The organism is Edaphobacter bradus (assembly GCF_025685645.1).
GTDB lineage: Bacteria > Acidobacteriota > Terriglobia > Terriglobales > Acidobacteriaceae > Edaphobacter > Edaphobacter bradus.
On sequence record NZ_JAGSYF010000003.1, the window covers coordinates 259,135 to 280,898 of the forward strand.

General features: G+C 61.0%; 19 protein-coding genes. 14 read left to right on the forward strand and 5 right to left on the reverse strand.

Annotation, left to right across the window (positions count from 1 at the left end; genetic code table 11):
• Window positions 1-108: 108 nt before the first annotated feature.
• From OHL16_RS13445 to OHL16_RS13455, 3 genes are all read left to right on the forward strand, one after another.
• Window positions 109-540, forward strand: coding sequence for a hypothetical protein (locus tag OHL16_RS13445; protein ID WP_263367680.1), 432 nt, complete (start codon window positions 109-111; stop codon window positions 538-540).
• Between the two features lie 67 nt (window positions 541-607).
• Window positions 608-2,077: a metalloprotease TldD gene (tldD, locus tag OHL16_RS13450; RefSeq protein ID WP_263367681.1), complete on the forward strand. Its 1,470-nt coding sequence runs from the start codon at window positions 608-610 to the stop codon at window positions 2,075-2,077.
• Window positions 2,078-2,942: 865 nt separating this feature from the next.
• Window positions 2,943-3,419: a nuclear transport factor 2 family protein gene (locus OHL16_RS13455; protein ID WP_263367682.1), complete on the forward strand. Its 477-nt coding sequence runs from the start codon at window positions 2,943-2,945 to the stop codon at window positions 3,417-3,419.
• Window positions 3,420-3,637: 218 nt separating this feature from the next.
• On the opposite strand, the gene wrbA is transcribed toward OHL16_RS13455, so the two are convergent.
• Window positions 3,638-4,261: an NAD(P)H:quinone oxidoreductase gene (gene wrbA, locus OHL16_RS13460; RefSeq protein WP_263367684.1), complete on the reverse strand. Its 624-nt coding sequence runs from the start codon at window positions 4,259-4,261 to the stop codon at window positions 3,638-3,640.
• A 164-nt stretch (window positions 4,262-4,425) separates the two neighbouring features.
• Here wrbA and OHL16_RS13465 point away from each other — a divergent pair, with 164 nt between their 5' ends.
• Window positions 4,426-5,571: a radical SAM protein gene (locus OHL16_RS13465; RefSeq protein WP_263367685.1), complete on the forward strand. Its 1,146-nt coding sequence runs from the start codon at window positions 4,426-4,428 to the stop codon at window positions 5,569-5,571.
• A gap of 449 nt (window positions 5,572-6,020) precedes the next feature.
• Here the strand turns inward: OHL16_RS13465 and mddA are convergent, their stop codons facing one another.
• Window positions 6,021-6,755 carry a methanethiol S-methyltransferase gene (gene mddA, locus OHL16_RS13470; protein WP_263367686.1) on the reverse strand — a complete coding sequence of 245 codons (735 nt, stop codon included), beginning with the start codon at window positions 6,753-6,755 and terminating at the stop codon, window positions 6,021-6,023.
• Window positions 6,756-7,142: 387 nt separating this feature from the next.
• Between mddA and OHL16_RS13475 the strand changes: the two genes are divergently transcribed.
• From OHL16_RS13475 to OHL16_RS13495, 5 genes are all read left to right on the forward strand, one after another.
• Complete coding sequence (locus tag OHL16_RS13475) at window positions 7,143-8,519, forward strand: TldD/PmbA family protein (protein WP_263367687.1); 1,377 nt, start codon at window positions 7,143-7,145, stop codon at window positions 8,517-8,519.
• A 14-nt stretch (window positions 8,520-8,533) separates the two neighbouring features.
• Window positions 8,534-9,208, forward strand: a complete 675-nt coding sequence (locus tag OHL16_RS13480) for a hypothetical protein (protein ID WP_263367688.1) — start codon at window positions 8,534-8,536, stop codon at window positions 9,206-9,208.
• Between the two features lie 8 nt (window positions 9,209-9,216).
• The gene (locus OHL16_RS13485) at window positions 9,217-10,620 is read left to right on the forward strand and encodes an excinuclease ABC subunit UvrC (RefSeq protein ID WP_263367689.1); all 1,404 of its coding nucleotides are present in this window, start codon (window positions 9,217-9,219) and stop codon (window positions 10,618-10,620) included.
• A 60-nt stretch (window positions 10,621-10,680) separates the two neighbouring features.
• Window positions 10,681-11,355 (forward strand): ribulose-phosphate 3-epimerase, encoded by a 675-nt coding sequence (gene rpe / locus OHL16_RS13490; RefSeq protein ID WP_263367690.1) that lies wholly within the window; start codon window positions 10,681-10,683, stop codon window positions 11,353-11,355.
• A 67-nt stretch (window positions 11,356-11,422) separates the two neighbouring features.
• A complete protein-coding gene (locus tag OHL16_RS13495; protein WP_263367691.1) occupies window positions 11,423-13,150 on the forward strand; it encodes an outer membrane protein assembly factor BamD in 1,728 nt (575 codons plus the stop codon).
• Between the two features lie 101 nt (window positions 13,151-13,251).
• Here OHL16_RS13495 and OHL16_RS13500 read toward each other — a convergent pair whose 3' ends face one another.
• On the reverse strand, window positions 13,252-13,764 hold the full coding sequence (locus OHL16_RS13500) for a hypothetical protein (protein WP_263367692.1): 513 nt from the start codon (window positions 13,762-13,764) through the stop codon (window positions 13,252-13,254).
• 63 nt (window positions 13,765-13,827) lie between these two features.
• Window positions 13,828-14,349, reverse strand: a complete 522-nt coding sequence (locus tag OHL16_RS13505) for a hypothetical protein (RefSeq protein WP_263367693.1) — start codon at window positions 14,347-14,349, stop codon at window positions 13,828-13,830.
• A 125-nt stretch (window positions 14,350-14,474) separates the two neighbouring features.
• Here OHL16_RS13505 and OHL16_RS13510 point away from each other — a divergent pair, with 125 nt between their 5' ends.
• Window positions 14,475-17,249, forward strand: coding sequence for a valine--tRNA ligase (locus tag OHL16_RS13510; protein ID WP_263367694.1), 2,775 nt, complete (start codon window positions 14,475-14,477; stop codon window positions 17,247-17,249).
• A 63-nt stretch (window positions 17,250-17,312) separates the two neighbouring features.
• Here the strand turns inward: OHL16_RS13510 and OHL16_RS13515 are convergent, their stop codons facing one another.
• A complete protein-coding gene (locus tag OHL16_RS13515; protein WP_263367696.1) occupies window positions 17,313-17,774 on the reverse strand; it encodes an ester cyclase in 462 nt (153 codons plus the stop codon).
• 116 nt (window positions 17,775-17,890) lie between these two features.
• On the opposite strand from OHL16_RS13515, the gene nadC reads away from it, so the two are divergent.
• Genes nadC through rlmD form a run of 4 tightly spaced genes read left to right on the forward strand, consistent with a single transcriptional unit; the run spans window position 17,891 to window position 21,705 of the window.
• Window positions 17,891-18,775 (forward strand): carboxylating nicotinate-nucleotide diphosphorylase, encoded by an 885-nt coding sequence (nadC, locus tag OHL16_RS13520; protein ID WP_263367697.1) that lies wholly within the window; start codon window positions 17,891-17,893, stop codon window positions 18,773-18,775.
• Between the two features lie 54 nt (window positions 18,776-18,829).
• The gene (locus OHL16_RS13525; RefSeq protein ID WP_263367698.1) at window positions 18,830-19,627 is read left to right on the forward strand and encodes a biotin--[acetyl-CoA-carboxylase] ligase; all 798 of its coding nucleotides are present in this window, start codon (window positions 18,830-18,832) and stop codon (window positions 19,625-19,627) included.
• Between the two features lie 37 nt (window positions 19,628-19,664).
• Window positions 19,665-20,402: a hypothetical protein gene (locus OHL16_RS13530; protein ID WP_263367699.1), complete on the forward strand. Its 738-nt coding sequence runs from the start codon at window positions 19,665-19,667 to the stop codon at window positions 20,400-20,402.
• A 10-nt stretch (window positions 20,403-20,412) separates the two neighbouring features.
• On the forward strand, window positions 20,413-21,705 hold the full coding sequence (gene rlmD, locus OHL16_RS13535; protein ID WP_263367700.1) for a 23S rRNA (uracil(1939)-C(5))-methyltransferase RlmD: 1,293 nt from the start codon (window positions 20,413-20,415) through the stop codon (window positions 21,703-21,705).
• Window positions 21,706-21,764 lie beyond the last annotated feature (59 nt).

Sequence of the window (21,764 nt, forward strand, 5' to 3'; positions counted from 1 at the left end):
TCTCAATCAGGGCTGATTTTTCTCCCAGTCAAGGTATCAGATTGAGTAGTTGGGGAACGATCAAAGAAAATGGGCGTTTACTCCCTGCCGTGATACAAGGGCAATATCATGCACAAGCTACGATCATGGAGAATCCTGGACAAACGCCGATTCCTCAATGCAGCGATGAAAGAGCTTGCGGGAGCCGCTCATATCTCATTTGAAGGGAATCTCAGTTCATTGAGACTCACACATCTGACAGGGGCTTCGGAAGAAGAAACTCCCGCCCTAAGGAGGAATACGATCTGGCCCAAGCAGAACTTTGTCGTTCTCCCTTTAGAAGCTGGCCATTCAAAAGCGATCAATTCAGCTATCGGGGGAACAATACCCAAAGCGATTCTCCATATCCAGATTGAAAGAGAAGGTCGGCTTGAATTGGGCATCTACGACAATTTTCAAGGCATCGCCTGCGGGAGTGCACTCGGTTCTCAATTCTTCGAGCAGCTTCAATCAGCCGGAATCGTTAAGCACGCCGAAAACATCGAACTCGCTAATGAGTAGAAACCGCTGACTCGCTGACTCGCTCCCATTTGCCGCATCCTCACCCCACCCCTATCATCAAATCAAGATGACCACCCCCGCCCCTGACCACAAGCACTACTTCACCACCAAGCTAGGCATCTCCGAGCGCCTCATCGAGCGTTGCCTCGCCGAAGCCCTCTCCGCCGGGGGCGACTACGCCGACCTCTACTTCGAGTCCGTCACCTCCACCTCGCTCGGCATCGACGAGTCCCTCGTCAAATCAGCCTCCCAGGGCATCAGCCTCGGCTGCGGCGTCCGGGTCCTCTCCGGCGAGCGCACCGGCTACGCCTACACGGACGACCTCTCCTCCGACGCGTTGCTACGCGCAGCGCGAACGGCAGCCCTCATCGCCAGCGGCCCCGCCAAGGAGCTCATGACCGGCTTCCGCCACACCGAGGCCGAGTCCCTCTACCCCATCATCGGAGACACCGCCGACGCCCAAATTGCGATCCAGACCGCCCAGAAGCTCGACCTCCTGCAGCGCGCCGACGCCGCCGCACGCGCCTACGACCCGCGCATCACCCAGGTCCGCGCCAGCTTCTCCGACGAACTCCGCCGCATCCTCGTCGCCGCCTCCGACGGAACCTTCGCCTCCGACACCCAGCCCCTATCGCGCCTCAACGTCTTCGTCATTGCCAAGGACGCCACCAACACCGCCCGCGGAACCAGCGGCGGAGGCGGCCGCATCACCATGGACTTCTTCAGCGCCGGCGGCCCGGGTGAGGCCGACAAGAGCCCAGAGCACTTCGCCCGCGAGGCCGCACGCACCGCCATCCTCCAATTGGGTGCAGTAGCCGCCCCCGCCGGCGAGATGGAAGTCGTCCTCGGCCCCGGCTGGCCCGGCGTCCTGCTCCACGAAGCCGTAGGCCACGGCCTCGAAGCCGACTTCAACCGCAAGAAAACCTCCGCCTTCGCCGGCCTCATCGGCCAGCAGGTAGCCTCCAGCAAAGTCACCGTAGTCGACAACGGCCGTCTGCCCAACCGCCGAGGCTCCATCAACGTCGACGACGAGGGCAACCCCACGCAGGAGACCGTCCTCATCGAAAACGGTATCCTCAAGGGCTACCTCTCGGACAAGCTCTCCTCGCGCCTCATGGGAACCCCCAACACCGGCTCCGGCCGCCGCGAGAGTTACCACCACATCCCCATGCCCCGCATGACCAACACCTACATGCTCAACGGCGAAGACATGCCCGAGGACATCATCCGCTCCGTCAAGCGCGGCCTCTACGCCGTCAACTTCGGCGGAGGCCAGGTCGACATCACCAACGGCAAGTTCGTCTTCTCCGCCTCCGAGGCCTACCTCATCGAAGACGGCAAGGTCACCCGCCCCGTCAAAGGAGCCACCCTCATAGGCAACGGCCCCGAAGCCCTCAAGTACGTCTCCATGGTCGGCAACGACCTCGCCCTCGACGAAGGCATAGGCACCTGCGGCAAATCCGGCCAGTCTGTCCCCGTAGGCGTAGGCATGCCCACCATCAAACTCGACAAGATGACCGTCGGCGGAACCAGCTAGATACACGAAATGAAAGAGCGCGGTTACAGGGTTCGAGTGGAAGAGGGTCGCGTCTCTGTAGAGCATCGCGCGTCTTTCCGACCCCGCACGATCACTTATCTGGCGATCGCTTATCTGTGTTATTGCTTGCTCCCGGTCGTCAGGAAAATTCTCGTGGAGTTCTACACCTCTCGTGACCCGGTCATTGGATGTTTTGCCTTGCTGATGTGCCTCATTCCATTTCTTTTTGGAGCCACATGGCTCTTCTTCGCTTAAGGCGAAGTTCTGAGTTGCGATGCTAAGGAACTGCATTTCGCGCGAAGACGAACTTTCGGGCGATGGCACCGTTTTCGGTTTCTCTCTGCGGAGATTAGAGAACTTCGCCGAGCCTTTCGCGGCACTGGGAGGAACCGCAGTTTCACTGTGCTGACCTTTCAATATCATGGGCGAACGTTCGACATGCTTGAAGATTTGAGCCTGATCGGGTCTTACATGCTTGTAAATCGATGGCCGTGGACACAATCATCCCCATCGACCCAGCTGCTGCCATGATGAAAGACATCGACCAGCGAGGCTGGTTCGTCAATCCATTGCGGACTGATCGCGATGAGAATCCTCCAACAACGCAGTAATGATCTCGATCACGCTATTCCTGCCTCCTGCATGAATGGGACTAATCGCGCAAAGCGCGATCCGCCTCGCTTAAGGGCACGGCTTTAGCCGTGCCGCAAAGAACCAGCAGCGAAGTGGCTTCCGCTCTGCCGAAGGCCGGAGCGAAGTCCGAAGGGCGCAGCGGCCCGCGTTGCCCAGAACACTACCTGGCACCAACTACGGAACCAATCCCCCTCCAGACCGTATTCACAACAAGACCAAGAGGCACAAATCCATGCGATTCCTCACTACATCCGCCACCGTCCTGTGCGCAATCCTGACTAGCGCTTCATTCGCCACCGCCGCAACACCAGACGTCAAGCTACAGACCAGGCTCTTCCTCGACGCCTACGCACGCGGCGACCGCGACACCGTCCTCCCCATGCTCGATCCCGCCATCACCGTCTACGCCAGCGACGCAGCCGAAATCTTCCGCGGGACCGAAGCCGTCACCACCCTCCTCGCCAACGACCAGCGCCTCTGGGGAGGCCCCGCCCACATCGGCGAGATGGAAGACACCTCCATCGTTCAGCAGGGACCCTTCGCATCGCTCTTCTTCGACGCCAGCTTCTCCGCAGGCGGCCAGCCTCCTGTCCTCGTGCGCTTCGCTATGGTCTGGAAGCTCACCGACGGCAAATGGCTCCTCATTCAAGGCTCAAACGTAGTCCCCACACGCGGTCAAAGCGCAGCAGAGCTTCTCAAGAAAAACTGACTGCCAAAGCCGGGTACCCCATTCATGCGGCCTCATCGCATGAGTGGGAACAATCGCGCGAAGCGCGATCCGCTTCTAGGTAAAGCGGGGCTTCAGCCCCGCGTCTAAGGCCGCTGCGAAGCGGCTACCACTCTGCCGAAGGCCGGAGCGAAGTCCGAAGGACAAAGCGACTGATCTATTCGTGATCTCCAACACCGCACTAACAATCCGGGCCCCGCTCACTTCTTCGCCCGAACCGCCAACGTCACCTCAGCAACACGCTTGCCGAGCGACGTAGCGATCGCCAGATCTTCCGCCGTCGGCTGCAACTCGCCGCGCGGGCCGGCGATGGTTGACGCCCCATATGGAGTCCCCCCTCGAGCCTCCGTATGAATCATGCCGGGCAACGAGTACGGAACCCCGACAATCAACATGCCCAGATGCAGTAACGGAAACATCATCGACACCAGAGTCGTCTCCTGCCCTCCATGCGTCGATGCGGTCGAGGTGAAGAACCCCACCGGCTTACCTTCCATGTCGCCGCCAAGCCACAGCGATGCCGTGCTATCGATCAACGCCTTCGCCTGGGCCGTCATATTTCCATAGCGAGTCGGGCTCCCGAAGACCATTCCATCCGCAGCTCGCAGGTCATCCAACGTGCACTCCGGAATCGACTGCTGCCCCTGATACACCTGGTAGGCATAGCCGCCTTCTTTCTTCATGTGTTCCACGTTTTCCGGAAACTCCCGAATACGGCGAAAGACAACGTCAACACCTGCCACCTGCTGCGCTCCGGCAACAACGGCATTCGCGAGTGCGTGGACATGGCCATACATCGAGTAATAGACGACGAGAACCTTCACGGTTTGCCTCCTCTCGGCGGGGCCCGATAGAGTCACTCATGGTCGAAAGCAACAAGGCGGCCAATAGTGCCAACTCATGTAAATCCCGCGCTACGTTGTCCGTCAACTCGATCCAATTCTCCTGATAAGATTGTTGTTCGCCCATTGAGGCGTGGGTGGTCCAAATGAGACTGACCCCGGCTGTCAGAAACCTGCGATCTTTCGAGCGCCGCATTCGCCAGACGCGGATGCTGGCCCGGGCCATTAAATCGCCCCACCATCCGATCCTCGCCCACGTTATTCCCATCCGGCGCTGCAATCTCTCCTGCGCATACTGCAACGAATACGACAAGGTTTCCAATCCCGTACCGGCTGCGGAGATGCTTCGCCGCATCGATCTTCTGGCGGCCCTCGGCACAGGGATTATTACCTTCAGCGGCGGTGAACCGTTGCTGCATCCCGAACTGGACGACATGATTCGCCGTATCCGCGCACACGGCATCATCGCTACGCTCATTACCAATGGCTATTTGCTGACTCCGGAACGAATTCAGCGGCTGAACCGCGCCGGCCTTGAACACTTGCAGATCAGCATCGACAACGTGCAGCCCGATGACGTCTCGAACAAAAGCCTGAAGGTCCTCGACAAAAAACTGCAATGGCTGGCCGAGTATGCGGAATTTGATGTCAATATCAACTCCGTCCTTGGAGCTGGCGTTCAAAGTCCCGCAGATGCGCTTACGATCACACGCCGGGCCCTGGAACTGGGATTTGAAACGACCGTCGGCATCGTCCATGACCACAGCGGACAACTCCGGTTTTTGCGGGACGAGGAAAAGACTGTTTACGACCAGATACAAAGTGAGCGGAAGCCGGCCTTCTGGGCATTTGCCTACGACAACCTCTTCAACAGGAATATGGCGCTGGGGAAGCCAAACGACTGGCACTGCCGTGCGGGAAGCCGATATCTGTATATCTGCGAAGATGGGCTTGTCCACTACTGTTCGCAGCAACGAGGGTACCCCGCCATCCCACTCGAGCAGTACACGCATAAGGATCTTGAGCGAGAGTATTCCACCCAGAAGCCCTGCGCCCCCTATTGCACGATTTCATGTGTACACCGGGTTGCGATGATCGATCTCGTTCGGGACAAGCCGCGCGAGGCATTAGCGAACTTCTTTCCCCCTGCGGAATCAGGCGCCCCCGCCAGGCTCCCGCTCGGAGTAAAGTTTCTTACTTCTATCTTCCTTCCCCCGGAAGATGGCAGGCCTCAGAGCGCAGCAGCCAAGGCAACAGCTGGCGCGGTGATGAGACTGCTTGGAATTAAGTGACCGAACCACGCCGCAGCGACGATCAATTTCGTCTTTGATTTTCTTGTTGTCATTCCGAGCGAAGCCGAGGAATCTGCTGTTCGCCTAGAGAGCCACTAAATCTCGGGTGCCCCATTCATGCCGCAGCCTCACCGCGGCATGGGTGGGAAAGAACCACACCTCCAGCCACAAAATCTCTCACCGTTTTGTTGTCATTCCGAAGCATCATTTTGGTTGTCATTCCGAGCGAATCCGGGTGCCCCATCTTCGCGCCGCTTCATCGCGCTAAGGTGGAACAATCGCGCAGAAGCGCGATCCGGAGCTACCACCACATCCCGATGCCCCGCACACCTAGTCGAAGGTGCCGTAATAAAGACCGCGAAGCGGCTTCCACTCTGCCGAAGGCCCGAGCGAAGTCCGAAGGACGAAGCGACAAATCTATTCACGATCTCCGAACCGCCACCGAATCCTCACTTCGCCCGCTTCAAAAACGGAAGCAGCATCGGCGTGCGCTGCCTGTACTGCCTATACGCATCCCCGAACGCCCAGATCAGGTCATGCTCCTCAAACTGGATCGCCACCAGGATGTACCCTGTCGTCGCAAGGGCAAACACCAGATGCCCCACGGTCATCTTCGGCGTCGCACAGAACGCAATCAGAAATCCCAGGTAGATCGGGTGACGAACTTTCTTATAGAGCATCGGCGTCTTGAACCCGATCGGCTCATAGGGCTGACCACGCAGATACAGCCCAACCTGCCGCAGGCCGAACAGGTCCGCATGGCTCACCATCAGCGTGCTCCCAAGCACAATCAGCCAACCGATGAAGTAGAGAACCACCAGCACCCCGCGTCCCGCCGCGTTCTCGACACTCCACACCACTCCCGTCATGGGCCGCCACTGCCAATAAAGCAGATCCAGGCACAGGCTCGCGAAGACGACATACGTGCTCCGCTCGATCACTGTCGGAACAATCTTCGTCCACGCCCGCTTGAACCACGGTCGGGCCATCACGCTGTGCTGCACCGCAAACAGGCTCAGCAGAAGCGCATCGATCACCAGCGCTGCAAACGTGAACTCTCCACCGCCCGAGTCGATCGACTTCGGGACTACATAATTCCCGACAAACCCGATCGCATAAAGAAACGTGACGAAGAAGAGGAGATAAGCCAGGATTCCGTAGAGAAATGCAGCAATCTTTGCCAAGGTTGGCCTCCCAGAAGTTCGGACTTGCGTGGCCCCAAGGATCGGCACTAAAGATACGCTTGTTGGTGGTGAGATACGATCCCCCGCACCTTTTCCCCCTTCCACAGAAATCTTGTCAAGCCCCAAAACCACTCAACCCAATAAAAGCAAACAACTTACAAGTGGCAGAGTAGTTCCCCTCAATCCGCTAAAATAGAAACAGCAGCCAAATCAGAAAGCCCCGGACACCTCCGGGGCTTTCTCACATAACCGCAACCCATTTGTTTTGAATACTTTGACTATTAAAGCCTTTAGATGGAATACTTTGCACGGCAAGTCCGACGCTAAAGCAAATGAAATGAATACCTTACGCAAAAACAGGAGGAGGGGGATACTCTAGGAAAGACCATGCCGACTGAGACCAAGACCAACCTACGCCAGCTAGCCTCCGACGTCCTCGCCCGCGCCCTCCGCGCCGGAGCCACCGACGCCGAGGCCGTCGTCGCCGAGGGCGACGAGTTCTCCGCCCGCGTCCGCCTCGGCCAGGTTGAGACCCTCAAGGAGTCCGGCTCCCGAGCCGTCGGCCTGCGCGTCTTCCTCGGCCAGCGCACCGCCAGCACCTCCAGCTCCGACCTCTCCCCCGAGAGCATCGACCGTCTCGTAGACGGAGCCCTCACGCTCGCGAAGATCACGAGCGTTGACCCCTTCGCCGGCCTCCCGGAAGCGAGCGAGTTCGGCCAGCTCGAAGGCGACCTCAAGCTCTACTTCGACGACGTCAACCAGCTCCCGCCAGCCGAGCGCATCGAGATCGCCCGCCGCGCCGAAGCCGCCGCAATGGCCTTCGACACGCGCATCCAGAATTCCGGCGGAGCTGACTTCGACACCGGAACCTCCCACAAGATCCTCACCAACTCCCGAGGCTTCACCGGCGAGTATCGCCGCAGCTACTGCGGCTTCTCCGTCGCACCCATCGCCATCGACGCAAACGGCGGCATGCAGCGCAACTACTGGTACTCAAGCTCCCGCACCGCCGCGAAACTCGAATCGCCCGAAGAGATCGGCCAGGAGGCAGCAAGACGCACCCTCCGCCGCCTCGGAGCCCGCCGTGTCCCAACCCAGAAGGCACCCGTAGTCTTCTCCCCCGAGATCGCCCGCTCGATCATCGGCAACATCTTCGAGGCCGCCAACGGCGACGCCATCTACCGCCACGCCACCTTCTTCGCCGACATGCTCGGCAAGCAGGTCGCCGGAGAAAACATCACCGTCATCGACGACGGCACCATGATGCTCGACGGAATAGGCGGCTTCGGAACCTCGCCCTTCGACGGCGAAGGCCTCCCCACGCGCCGCAACGTACTCGTCGAAAAGGGCGTCCTCAAGACCTACGTCAACAACACCTACACCGCGCGCAAGCTCAACATGCGCTCCACCGGCAACGCCTCACGCGGCCTCGCCGGAAACCCCGGCATCGGCTCCCACAACTTCTACCTCGAGCCCGGAACCAAGACACCCGAACAGATCATCGGCGGAATCAAAAACGGCCTCTACGTCACCGAAACCATGGGCTTCGGCGTAAACCTCGTCACCGGCGACTACTCGCAAGGCGCCGCCGGCCTCTGGATCGAAAACGGCGAGCTCGCCTACCCGGTCGAAGAGATCACCATCGCCGGCAACCTCAAGGACATGTACCGCAACATCGTCGCCATCGGCAACGACCTCGTCTTCCGAAGCTCCGCAGCCGCACCAACCATTAGAGTCGAAGGCATGACCATCGCAGGCTCATAAAACAAGGAGTTTGAATGGAAGACGTTCGCACAAATGTGGCTTTTCAACCGTGGATCGGTGACGCATTTCAGGAGGGGATACGCGGTCAAAGAATTCTTGTCCTTGGGGAATCGCATTACCATCGATGCGACGAAGATGCCGCCTGCAGAAACGAGAATGACAATGCTCGAAAGACCATGCATGAAAACATGACGCGAGGCGTCGTCCAATGGTGGAAGGATAATGCGCACCCTTCACCACTCTCTTACCGCGTTCCTAAATTGTTCAACATTGAAAAGAGCGAATTTTGGACCAGAGTGGCTTTCTATAACTACCTGCAAAGTTTTGCCGGACCAGCTGCACGTTGCCGTCCTAGCGAAGAACAGTGGGGGGATCTGACCAACGCTCAAGGTTTTCAAGAGATCCTGGATCAACTTAATCCCAATCGAATTTTGGTCCTCGGAAAGAAGCTTTGGTCGAATCTTCCTAGTAAAACTCCGCCACTTGCGCGACAGCCTCAACAAGAAACAGGCTTACGTGTATCAAATGACGTGCGCTCTTACCATGAGGTTGATCACTTCTGTTACTGGTATTGGTCAAAGTCGGGCCATAAGGGACTTGCGATGCCAATAATGCACCCTTCTGCATCTCGTTTTTCAGCAGAAGAATGGACTGAACCAATAGTCAGATGGCTGTCTTTCAGTAAATAATTCAAGGCGTGGCGGCGTACTTCCACTTCGAAAAAATCATCGGCTTCTCGCCCGAGCAGGCCGATGAGATTTTGCGCGCCATCCCAGCGCTCCCCGGAGTCTTCGCCCTCTACGGCGAGCAAGCTAGCTCCGAGCCATACCTGACGCGAGCCGCTGACCTTCGCCGCCGCATGAAGCGCCTTCTCGCGCCGCCTGAGTCGCAATCCAAACGCCTCAACTTGCGCGACAAAGTGGCCCGCATCGAATACACGATCACGGGCTCCGAGTTCGAGTCCGCGCTCACGCTCTACCATGCAGCCGCGACGATCTTCGGTTACACCGAAGCGCGCCGAAGACTCAAGCTGCACACGCCAACCTTTCTCCGTATGACGATGGAAAACGAATTCCCCCGCGTCTACGCGACCAACCGCCTCTCCAAACGCGGCCTCGCCGAGATGTACGGCCCGTTCCCGTCCCGCGCCGCCGCCGAGCGCTACTGTGACGCCGTTCTCGATCTCTTCAAGCTGCGACGCTGCCACGAAGATCTGCAGCCCTATCCCGAGCATCCGGGCTGCGTCTATGGCGAGATGAAGAAATGCATCGAGCCCTGCAAGCAGGCGTGCACAACAGAGCAATACGCAGCCGAAGCCGCAGGAGTCAAAGCCTTCTTCGACACACGCGGCGAGAGCATGCTCTCCACCATCGCCGCCGACCGCGAACGTGCCTCCGAGGAGATGGAGTTCGAACGCGCCGCCGCGCTCCACGAGCAGCACCAGAAGGTCAAAGCTGCAGCCTCGCTCGCCGACGAGATCGTTCGCCCGATCCCTCAGCTTCGCGGAGTCATCGTCCAGAGGTCCGCCGAGACCGAAGACAACGCAGACAAAGCCGCGCTCTTCCTTTTCGAAGGCGGCTGCATCGTCGGCCCGGAGCTGCTCTCTACGCTCGGCGTCCGCGCCGTCAAGGAGCAGACCAGCGTGGGCAGCTCGCTCTTCGCGCAGCCGCTGATGCTGCAGGCTGTACCGCTCGAAGGCGAAGCCACGGATCCTGCTATTTCACCCGAAGACCGCGCCAGAGCCGCGCTTGAAAACCTTGAGGCTCGGGTAGCTCCGAGCCGCGACCTCGCGCTTCTGAGCGACCATCTCTCGCTCCTTCGCCGTTGGTACTACCGGCCCGAGAAGCAGCGCGCCGGCGAGGCCTTCCTGCCCAATCCGGACGGAAGCTGGCCGGTTCGCCGCATCCTGCGCAGCGCGGCGCGGCATGTACTCGGCGATCCGAAGCCGCTTCCAGACGTGCAGCGCGAGGCAGCCAAAGCGGTGAAGACGCGCATCCTGCACGAAGGCAGGCCCGAGGTCGAGCGCGTCGTCGCGGACGCAGGCCGCAAGCGGAGAAGGTCGCAGGCGCCCGAAGAGAGCGTACCCACGCCGAACGAATAGCCTCCTCTCTGCCTGCCGTCAAGTGCAACGCTGATAGACTCGCAACAGGGAGAATTTCCTTTGGTAGAACTGGCATTCTCAATCCTGGCCTCCGACTTCGCCCATCTGGCCGACGAGGTCGCGGCGGCCGAGCGCGGCGGCGGAAGCATTGTCCACGTCGATATCATGGATGGACACTTCGTCCCCAACATCACCTTCGGGCCGCCGATGGTTGAGGCGCTGCGTCCGGTGACGAAGCTGCCGTTGGACTGCCATCTGATGATCGAGAACCCTGACGAGTACATCCCCGCCTTCGCCTCTGCAGGAGCCGATCTCATCAGCGTTCACCAGGAGACCTGCCGCCACCTGCACCGTACGCTCCAGCTCATCTCCGAGCACGGCGTGCTTCCCGGCGTGGTCCTCAACCCGGCGACTCCGGTCGAGACGCTGATTGAGGTCCTTCCGATGGTCCACTATGTGCTTGTAATGAGCGTCAATCCTGGCTTCGGTGGGCAGAAGTTCCTGCCGCTGGCGCTCCGTAAGATCGCACATCTGGCTGAGCTGCGCGAGGAGATGGGGCTGAAATTCCGCATCGAGGTCGATGGCGGCGTTGCTCCAGAGACGGTTGCGTCGGTGGTCGAAGCGGGAGCGGAGATGCTGGTCGCCGGTTCGGCGGTCTTTACCCGCGGCAAGACCGAGCAAAGCGCCCGTAAGTTATTGAAGCTGGCGCGAGCGGCTGAGGCCGCACAAAGCTGACAGGAACGTCTAAAATAAGAGCACGTTCGGGCGCATCCGTTGCGCCTGGGCACGAGGTTCAGGGCTGATGATTGAACGTTCTTTTTTCCCAGGTGTACGGGCCGGCGTTGTCGCCGGTCTCGCAGTAGCGGGTCTGCTGGCTGCTTCGCTTCCAGGCGCAGCGCAGGTGACAGGTTCCACGCAAACGACGACGGACGCCAACGGTCAGCCGCAGCAGGCAGTCACGCTGTCAGCCTCGCCCAAGTCCTCCAAGAAGGAGAACAAGGTCGTCCAGTCCAAGGACACCAAGCGGCAGATCCGCAAGGAGAAGAAGACCAGCGCAGAAGAGGCAGCCGACGCCAGTCTTCCCGACAGGCAACTCTATGACAAGGCGCTTGATGCCACCAAAAAGGGCCACTTCGACGTGGCGCGGCTTGATCTGCAGACGATGCTGAATACCTACCCTGACTCTCAGTATCAGATGAAGGCGAAGCTGGCGATCGCCGACAGCTGGTACAAGGAGGGCGGTTCGGCCGCTCTGATGCAGGCCGAGCAGGAGTACAAGGACTTCATCACCTTTTTCCCCAATGCTCCTGAGGCTGCCGAGGCCCAGATGCGCGTGGGCGACATCTACTTCCGGCAGATGGACAAGCCGGACCGCGACTACACGAAGGCGGTTCACGCGCAAGAAGAGTACCGCCTGATGCTGGAGCAGTTCCCTGACTCCACGCTGGTTCCGCAGGCCAAGCAGCGCCTGCGCGAGGTGCAGGAGGTGCTGGCGACGCGCGAGGCCGAGATCGCCGGCTACTATGCCTCGCACGAGAACTGGGCGGCAACGATCGCGCGCTACCAGACGGTGGCCGACAGCTATCCGCAATTCAGCCGCATGTGCGACGTGCTGGTGGGCCTGGGCGATGCCTACGAGGCTGAGGCCCGGATTGTGCGTGCGGCCAGGCTGCCCGAAGACGCCAGAGCACGGCTGTTGACGATCTACGACGACCAGGCGGCGGCGGCGTACCGCAAGGTGGTGCTCGAGTACTCGGCTTCGGCCCACGTGGAGGATGCACGCGACCGTCTGGCGGCGATGAACCTGCCGATTCCGGTTCCGACGCCAGAGCAGGCCGCAGCCAGCACGGCGCTCGAGAACAGCCGTAAGGGATACAGCCTGCAGGACCGCGCGAAGCTGCTGGTTCTGCGCCGGCCTGACACGGTCATGGCGGCTCGCGACGGCGAGCCCACGCTAAGCGACCCGAAGGCGACACTGGCTCCTGACATCACGCGGGACTTTGTGAAGAATTTCAATTCCGCGATGAATCCTGCGGCTGCTGCAGCCGCCGCTAAGGACTCTCCGGCGGCTAGCGCAGCAGACGCTTCGTCCACGGACGCCAGCGCACCCGCTCAGCCGGCGAATCCTGATGCCGCTAAGGCCCCGCTTGCGCTTCAGGACGTTCCCGCCGCGGGTCAGGGCGATAGCGGCAGCGGTGCCTCGACGATGACGAACGTGCCTGGTTCGACGGGCTCGACGTCAGCCCCGGCGAACTCGCTGGGCGTGGAGATCGTGACTCACCCGGCGAACAACGACGCCAATGGCGGCCTGAAGGCAGTGGGACCGGACAACACCGCGACTCCGCCGCCGATTGAGAAGCCCGCGGCCGCACCGGATGCGGTCAACGACATCGCTCCGGGCTCGCAGCCTGCCGGACAGGTTCCCGGCGCCAATGCCAAGAAGACGGCCAAGCCCACCTACGACAAGGGCGATGAGTCGTCGAGCAAACACAAGAAAAAGAAGGGGCTGGATAAACTCAACCCGTTCTAGATTTCGTCACTCATCCCGGGAAGAAGCTGATTTTGAAAAGATAAGGCCGGGCTGTGTGCCCGGCCTTTCTGTCTTCTCTGACTTCTAGCTCAGTGAACCAGTCACGCAGGGCTGGGATGGCGGCGCTTCAAGTAGATGGCGGAGAACAGCAGGAGCGCGGCTGCGGCGAGGCTGAAGAGGAAGACCGGACTGAACGAGACACGGTGCGTGGATTTGGCGTGACCTCCGAGTGTGGAGAGGTGGCCACCAAGCACGTAGGCGCTGCCGGAGATCGATTCGTCGGTCTCGTAGACGGCATTGCCGTCGATGACGATTGCGTTGCCGCCGAGCCGGGCACCTGAGTCGATGACCGAATTGCCTCCGATGACGGTCGCACTGCCCTGGACGCGGCCGGTGATGTTGAGGCTGCCGAAGAGGACGATGACATGGCCGGTGAGGTCGCCCTCGACCTGGACCGAGCAGAAGAGGCAGATGGCGCTGTGAATCTGCTGGCCCTGTGCGACGAATATGTCCTGATTAAAGTAAGTGCGGTTGCCCGGGGCCTGCGCGTGAACGGCGGCTGGAGCTACAAGGAGCAGCAGAGCGGCGATTCGGAGCACCATCCTGGTCAGCAAAGGTCTCTCCTATGCGAAGGGTCTGTCGATGATACGCAGTTCCGATGGCTTCGGTTCCCTGCGTTACCGGCGGGGCGGCTGGATACCCCGGCCCTGGGGGTAGACGGGGAACTGGTAGCGGTTACGCCGGATGAGGTAGACGATAAGCCAGATAATGCCGATGAGGATGAGCAGCGGTGCGAAGGGGATGAGCAGCCAGAAGGCCCCGGGAAGGACGGTGCGGGAGCCGTGAATAGCGGCTCCGTTGGCGAGGTTGGCGTCGCCGGCGAGAATGGCGACATCGCCGCCGGTCTCAGCCCCTGCGCCAAGGTTGAGGTCGCCGCCCAGGATGGCGACGTCGCCGCCGATCTTGTGGCCTGAGTCGACGCTGACAGAGCCGAAGAGGACCGCTACGTCGCCCCCGACATCGCCGTGGATGCGGACGGCGCAGAAAATACAGGCGATGTCGCCGACGTTATCGCCTTCGTTGATCGTGATATCGGTGCCGATGCCGGCGCGGTCGTTGTTGCCATGCCTGCCCCTGGCAAAGGCAGGAAGAGCTGTGAGAAGGACAAGCAGGGCGGCTGAGAGAAGCTGTCTGCGCATGAAAAACCTCGAAAGCAGTTTACGGCGGAACAGAGGTCCTGCGACTCGGAAATAGTCACAAATGATGGCAGCACAAGGCTTCGGCTGCCCGGGCGACCGTTGCCTGAATGCTACGCTTAAGGGACATGAGTCACGAACTGCCGAAGGCATACGATCCGTCTGTTATTGAAGAGCGCTGGGCCGAATACTGGGTCCGCGAACACCTGTTTGATGTCGCCACTCCGAAGGGTACGAATACAGACCCGCAGAAGTTCACGATGCTGCTGCCGCCCCCGAATGTGACGGGACGGCTGCACATGGGCCACATGCTGAACCAGACCGAGATGGACATCCTGACGCGGTGGCACAGGATGCGCGGTGAGACGGCCGTGTGGGTTCCGGGAACCGACCACGCGGGCATTGCGACGCAGATGATGGTCGAACGGCAGCTCAAATCTGAGGGGAAGAATCGTCAGCAACTTGGGCGCGAGGCGTTTGTGGAGCGCGTCTGGGAGTGGAAGGACGTCTACGGCGGCGCGATTCTGGACCAGATGAAGCGGCTGGGCGCGAGCGTGGACTGGAGCCGCGAGTACTTCACCATGGACGACCGGCTGAGCGTCGCCGTGAAGGAGTGCTTCGTTCGCCTGTGGGAGCAGGGGCTGATCTATCGCGGGGCGTACATCGTCAACTGGGACCCCGCGATCCAGACGGCGGTTTCGGACCTCGAGGTGGAGCACGAAGAGCGCATGGGGAAGATCTACCACGTGCGCTATCCGCTGGCCGACGGGACGGGATCGATCGTTGTGGCGACGACGCGGCCGGAGACCATGCTGGGCGACGTTGCCGTGGCCGTCAATCCTGACGACGAGCGCTACAAGGCAGTGGTGGGCAAGATGGTGCGGTTGCCGCTGAGCGGGGTGAACAACGGGCCGGACCGCGAGATTCCGATTCTGGCGGACGACTGGGCAAAGCCGGAGTTCGGCACGGGAGCCGTGAAGGTGACTCCGGCACATGACCCGAACGACTTTGTCATCGGGCAGCGGCATGGGCTGCCGAATCTTTCGATTCTGGACGAACACGCGAATGTGTCGCTGCCGGGCTCGGCATATGACGGGATGGAAAGGTATGCGGCGCGGGAGAAGATCGTCGAGGACCTGAAAGAGCATGGCCTGCTGGTGGACGTGAAGGACCACGCGCTGTCGATCGGGCTGAGCCAGCGGTCGGGCGTGGTCGTCGAGCCGCGGCTCTCGCAGCAGTGGTTTGTGAAAATTCAGCCGCTGGCCGATAAGGCGATTGCGGCGGTGCGCGACGGGCACATCCGGTTTACTCCGGAGATGTATGCGAAGACGTACTTCGAGTGGATGAACAATATCCACGACTGGTGTATCTCGCGGCAGCTCTGGTGGGGACACAGGATCCCGGCGTGGCACTGCGCGAAGTGCGGCGAAGTGACAGTCGCCCGGGAGACTCCAACGACGTGCAGGAAGTGCCACTCGGCCGATCTGACACAGGAGACCGACGTGCTGGACACGTGGTTCTCGAGCGGACTGCTTCCCTTCACCACGTTCGGCTGGCCGGGTACGGATTCGGGGTTGACGGCAGACCTGGCGGCGTTTTATCCGACACAGTTGCTGGTGACCGGCTTCGACATCCTCTTCTTCTGGGTGGCGAGGATGATCATGCTCGGGTGCCACTTCATGCTGGATGTGCCGATGCCGGATGGTTCGGCCCGCACGCTCGCCGACGCGGTGCCCTTCCGCGAGGTGTACATTCATGCGCTGGTGCGCGATGCCGAGCGCCAGAAGATGTCGAAGACGAAGGGCAACGTGCTCGACCCGATCGAAGTGGTCGAGAAGTACGGCACGGACGCGGTGCGGTTCACGCTGGCGAGCATGGCTTCGCCGGGCACGGACATCGCCTTCAGCGAGGGGCGCACTGAGGGGTATCGCGCCTTTGCGAACAAGATCTGGAACGCGGCGCGGTTCCTGTTTATGCAGGTGGACCGTGCCCGCGAGGCGGGTTACAACGTGTCGATGCTGGCAAGCGGCGCGGCGCCGGCCCTGCCGGATGAGACTCCGCTGGAGACGCGGTGGATCTTCGGGCGGTTGAACGCCGTGTGCGCCGAGGTTGACCGGGCGCTTGCGGACTATCGCTTCGACGAGGCAGCGGCGGCGGTGTACCAGTTCTTCTGGGGAGAGTTCTGCGACTGGTACCTGGAGCTCGTGAAGCTGAGGCTGGAGTTCGGCGAGGGTCATGAGAAGAATGCCGCGACAGCAGTGTCGCTGGCTTCTCTGGTGGCCGTGTTTGAGGCGGCGCTGCGGCTGCTGAGTCCGTTCATGCCCTTCCTCACCGAAGAGCTTTGGCACGCGCTGTATGAGGGCAAGGCTCCGGCGAAGTCGATTGCTCTGACGCGGTATCCGCGGGCCGAGGACTTTGCCGCCGACGAGGCCTCAGTGGCGGCGATGACGACGCTGCAGGAGCTGATTGTCACCGTACGCGCGCTGCGGAAGGAGCTGGGCGTGCCGGAGAAGGAGGCTGCGCCGATCCAGTTGCATGCGGACAATCGCGTGATTGCGCTGGCGGATGCGAATGCGGACATGCTGGCGAAGATGGCTCGCGTGGCATCGGTAGAGTTTGCCAGCGAGCCGCTGACCGGCGCAGGTACGCGGTCGACGGTGAACTTCGACGTCGCTGTGGTCTATGAGCGGCAGATCGACGTTGCAGCAGAGCGCGAACGGCTGACGAAGGAGTTGGCGAAGCTTGAGAAGGGGTTGACGGCTGCCGAAAAGCAACTCGGTAACGAGGCCTTTATGGCGAAGGCGCCGGCGCATATCGTTGAGGGTCTGCGGAAGCAGTCGGCCGAGACGAAGATGCTGCACGAGAAGGCGAGGGCGGCGCTTGAGGCTCTGCCCTCGGCGTAACGGGAACTGAGGGATGCTGAGAGCATCCCTCATCCTTTCCAGGCAGAAGGAGCTGGAGGCGCTTCAGGCATTCGTCCTGGCTTCGACCTTGGGCGTGGTGGAGACTCCGAGCTGTTGCATCAAGGTCATCAGGTTCCAGTCAGCCCATATCTCTACGATCTGTGAGTTTTCTATCCGATAGATGGACGTTCCTGAAACGGTTACCTTGCGGTTTGTGGGAGGAATCCCGAGAAACAGGGCCTGGTGGGTACCTTGCGCGGTCCAGTGGAGTACCACCTCGCTGTGTTCCGCGACGGTGTCGTCGATCGTGAAGTTCAGATCGGGAAAGCCGCTCCGGCACAGGGCGATGTGACGCATCATGTTCGCTGCTCCCGACGTTAGAGACGGGAATACAGGATCATGGATACGGCAGTCCTCTGAGATAAGCTCGCGTACACAATCCAGTTTGCCCAGGTTCCAGCATTCGTCCATGAACCGGTGTGCGAGCTGCTTGTTGTCCATAAGAGGCTTGGTTTCGGTGATCATGTTGGAACCCCCTTATAGAGCGGCGATTATAGACCGCTCGCCTGAGGAATTGAAGTCGGTACGCCTTTGTCCAATGCTGGCAGTAAGATGCGGCGTTCAAGGTTTAGGATGAGTGAATGGACTGGAAGAGCAAGAAGGTTCGGGCGATCCTGGAGTCGGCGCTCGCAGAGGACAAGGCAGCGAATGATGTGACGACGGCGCTGACGATCGATCCGAAGATGCGCGCGTCAGGCACGATTCTCGCGAAACAGAGCTGCGTGGTCTCGGGACTGGGATGCATCCCGGTGTTTCTGGAGATCTTCGCGAAGATGAACTCAGCGCCGCTGGGGCGATTTGAGGTGGTGAGCCATCCGGAGATCTTCGACGGCGTAAAGGTGAAGGCAGGCCAGCCGCTGGCCGTGATCCGTTACAAAGCCGCGGCGATTCTTTCGTGCGAGCGAGTGATTCTGAACCTAATGCAGCGCATGTGCGGCATTGCGACGCTGACGAACGAGTTCGTGACGGCCGTGAAGGGGACGAAGACGCAGGTGCTCGATACACGCAAGACGATTCCCGGGCTGCGCATGCTGGACAAGTACGCGGTGAGCTGCGGCGGAGGCGTGAACCACAGGCTCGATCTGCAGGACGGGATTCTGATCAAAAACAACCACATCTCGCTGGGAGGCGGGCTGCCTACGGTGCTCGAGAAGGCGCTGAAGGGGCGCAAGACGGGGCAGGTCGTGCAGGTTGAAGTCCGCAGCCAGCAGGAGTTGGAACAGGCAATCGCGGGCGGGGCGGAGTCGATTCTGCTCGACAATATGACACCGGCCGAGGTGAAGAAGGCAGTGAAGCAGATTCGCGCAACTCTGCCGCGCGTGCCAATTGAGGCCTCGGGCAGCATGAACCTGAAGACGGTGCGAGACTATGCGCTGGCCGGTGTGGACTTTATTTCGGTAGGCGCGCTGACGCACTCGGCCACGGCGGTGGACCTGAGCATGCGAATCACGGCCGATGTGTTGTAGGCGCAACCGCTCATCCACCGGACGGGCGCGGAGTTTCTCTTTGTGAGTTGAAGTGTGAGTGGGTTTGATATAGCCGCAGTTGAGGCGAGCATCGTCGGGACGGAGTTTGCCGGGCGGGTGATGCACTGGGCTTCCGTCGGCTCGACGAATGCGCTGGCACTCGAGGCCGCGCAGGCAGGAGCACGCGGCGGCGTGTGGGTCGCCGATGAGCAGACGGCCGGACGCGGACGCGGCGGGCATGGGTGGCACTCGGCTGCGGGAGATGGGCTCTATGTGAGCGCGCTGGTTGCGCCTCCACTGCCGATGACGGATGCCCTGCGGCTGTCGCTGGCGACGGGTCTGGCTGCACGTGCTGCAATCGAAGAGGTGACGGGGCTGACGGTGGACATCCGTTGGCCGAATGATCTTCTGATTGATCGTCGCAAATGCGGGGGGATTCTGGTGGAGACGGCCGTAGCTCCGGATGGCACGCTGCGCTATGCCGTGATCGGTGTGGGAATCAATATGAATCACGCTGCGTTTCCTGAAGAGATCGCGCCGTTTGCCACGTCGTTGCGGATTGCATTGGGTAGATTGTTTTCACGCGAGGCCCTGCTTGCTGCGGTGCTGCGCCGGCTGGATGACGAGATACGGCTGCTGCTCCACGCTTGTGGGGGCGACGATGGCAGAGAGTTGTTGGAGCGGTTTGCGAAGGCATCGAGCTGGGTGAGCGGCAAGCGTGTGCGGGTTGAGGAGAGCGGTGGATATACTGGCGTCACGGCGGGGCTCGATGCGCGCGGCTTTCTGCTGGTAGATGGCGAGGACGGCGTGAGACACACGGTACTCTCAGGCGGCGTGCGCGAGCTTGCTTGATTTGGCGCCTGGGGAACAGGCTTTTTCTTCTGCACGAATGCAAAATTACTTCAACTACTTTACGGAGATCGAGGAGCGCTTCCAGCAACGGCGCGGGTCGCTGCTGATGCTGTCCACGCTGGACTGGGCCCTGATCGAGACGTGGCGGGAGGCAGGGATTCCGCTGGAGGCTGTGCTTCGCGGCATCGACAACGCCTTCGACAAGCACGACGCGAGAGCGCAGCGCAGTGGAGGCCGAATGCGCAAGGTCAACGGGCTGGCGTGGTGCGCGCAGAGCGTGATGGAGGCGGTGGAGCAGGCGATGGAAGCTGCGATTGGTGCAAACCCGCGCGGCGCATCCTCCGGCAGCGGCGCGGCACAGCAGGGGAGCGGCTTTGAGGCCGAGCGCGTGGCGCGTTACCTGGAAGAGAACGCGGGTGCAGTGCTGACTGCTGCGTTGCGGCCTCCAGCGGACACGGTCGCGACCGAGGTTGCAGAGAGACTGCGCGCACTCGCCACTACGCTGCGCGCTGAGCCTGCAGCTTCATTGGAGGAGTTGGACCGCACGCTCACGATGCTGGAGGAGAAGCTGGTCGCCGCGCTGCTGACCGAGGCCAGTGAACAGGAGCTGACTGCGCTCCGCGAGCAGGCAACGCGTGAGCTTGCCCCGTATCGCGGCAAGATGCAGGCCGTGCAGATCAAACAGGTGACGACGCAGTTTCTGCAGAAGAAGCTGCTGGAGGCGCGACGGCTTCCTCGCATGAGCCTGTTCTACATGAGCCTTGATGATATGTGATATGTGACCGATGAAGTTACTTATTGAAAAGGTAGTCTACGGCGGAGATGGACTGGCGCGGCTGAGCGATGGCTCGGTCTTTGTGCCGTTCACGCTGCCGGGCGAGACGGTCGAGGCGAGAGAGGTCTCGACGGGGGGCGGGCGGCGCGAAGCTGAGCTGGTGCAGGTCCTTCAGCCTTCATCGGCGCGAGTAGCGCCGGAGTGCGCGCACTTCGGTGTGTGCGGCGGCTGCCAGTATCAGCACGCAACCTATGACGAGCAGCTTGCGATGAAGCGGGCAATTCTGTCAGAGTCGCTTGAGCGAGCGGGCCTCTCGGAGTTGCCGGCGATCGTAACGCACACAGCTGAGCCGTGGGGTTACAGAAACCGAATACGGCTGCGACTCGCCGAGGTGGACGGAGTGTTGCGAGTGGGGTATCTGCGACGCGGATCGTCGGAGTTCCTGCCGGTGCAGATGTGCCCAATCGCTTCGCCGCTGCTGTGGCGCGCGGCTCAGGCTCTGCTCACGCTGCTGAGCGAGGATGCGCAGTGGCTGCGATCTGCGCTTGAGGTTGAGTTCTTTACGAATGCCGGAGAAACGAAGCTGCAGATGCTCCTTTTCGTCGAGCGCGAACCTGCGAAGGGATTTGAGAGGTTCAGCGAGAGATTGCGCGAGAGAGTTCCTGAGCTTGTGGGCGCTGGCGTTTCGGTAATAGCGAGCGCGGGCCGCAATCGCAAGACGCAGCGCATGCGGCCGGGTACGGCGTGGGGCGCGGACGGAATGGGCTGTGACGCGGCGGGCGAGAGCTACTGGGTGAGCCGCGGCGCGTTCTTTCAGGTGAACCGCTTTTTGATCGACGAGTTGGTGCGGCTTGTGACAGGGGGACGCGGTGGATCGGTTGCGTGGGACCTCTTCGCTGGAGTCGGGCTGTTCTCGCGCGTGTTGGCGAAACAGTTTGCGCGAGTGGTTGCGGTAGAGGCAGCGGCGGATGATCTGGCGCGGAGCTTCAAGAGCGAGGGCCGCGTCGCCGTGAATGCGACGACGGTGGAGTTTCTGCGCCGCGCGGTGCTCGAGCGCGAGAGGCCGGAACTGGTAGTGATGGACCCGCCGAGGGCCGGTGTAGGTGCGGAGGTCTGCGCGCTGCTGGCGCGGGTGTGCGCTCCCGAGATGGTCTACGTCTCGTGCGATCCGGTGACGCTGGGGCGTGACCTGAAGGCGATGGTAGACTCCGGTTACACGCTGGCCGAGCTGCACATGGTGGACCTGTTTCCGCAGACCTTCCATCAGGAGACGGTTGCGGTTCTTCGGCGAGAGACGGCGTAGCGACGACGGGGGCGGGTCTGGCAACCACAACACGCGAGCTTTGGGCCAAAAGCTATGTC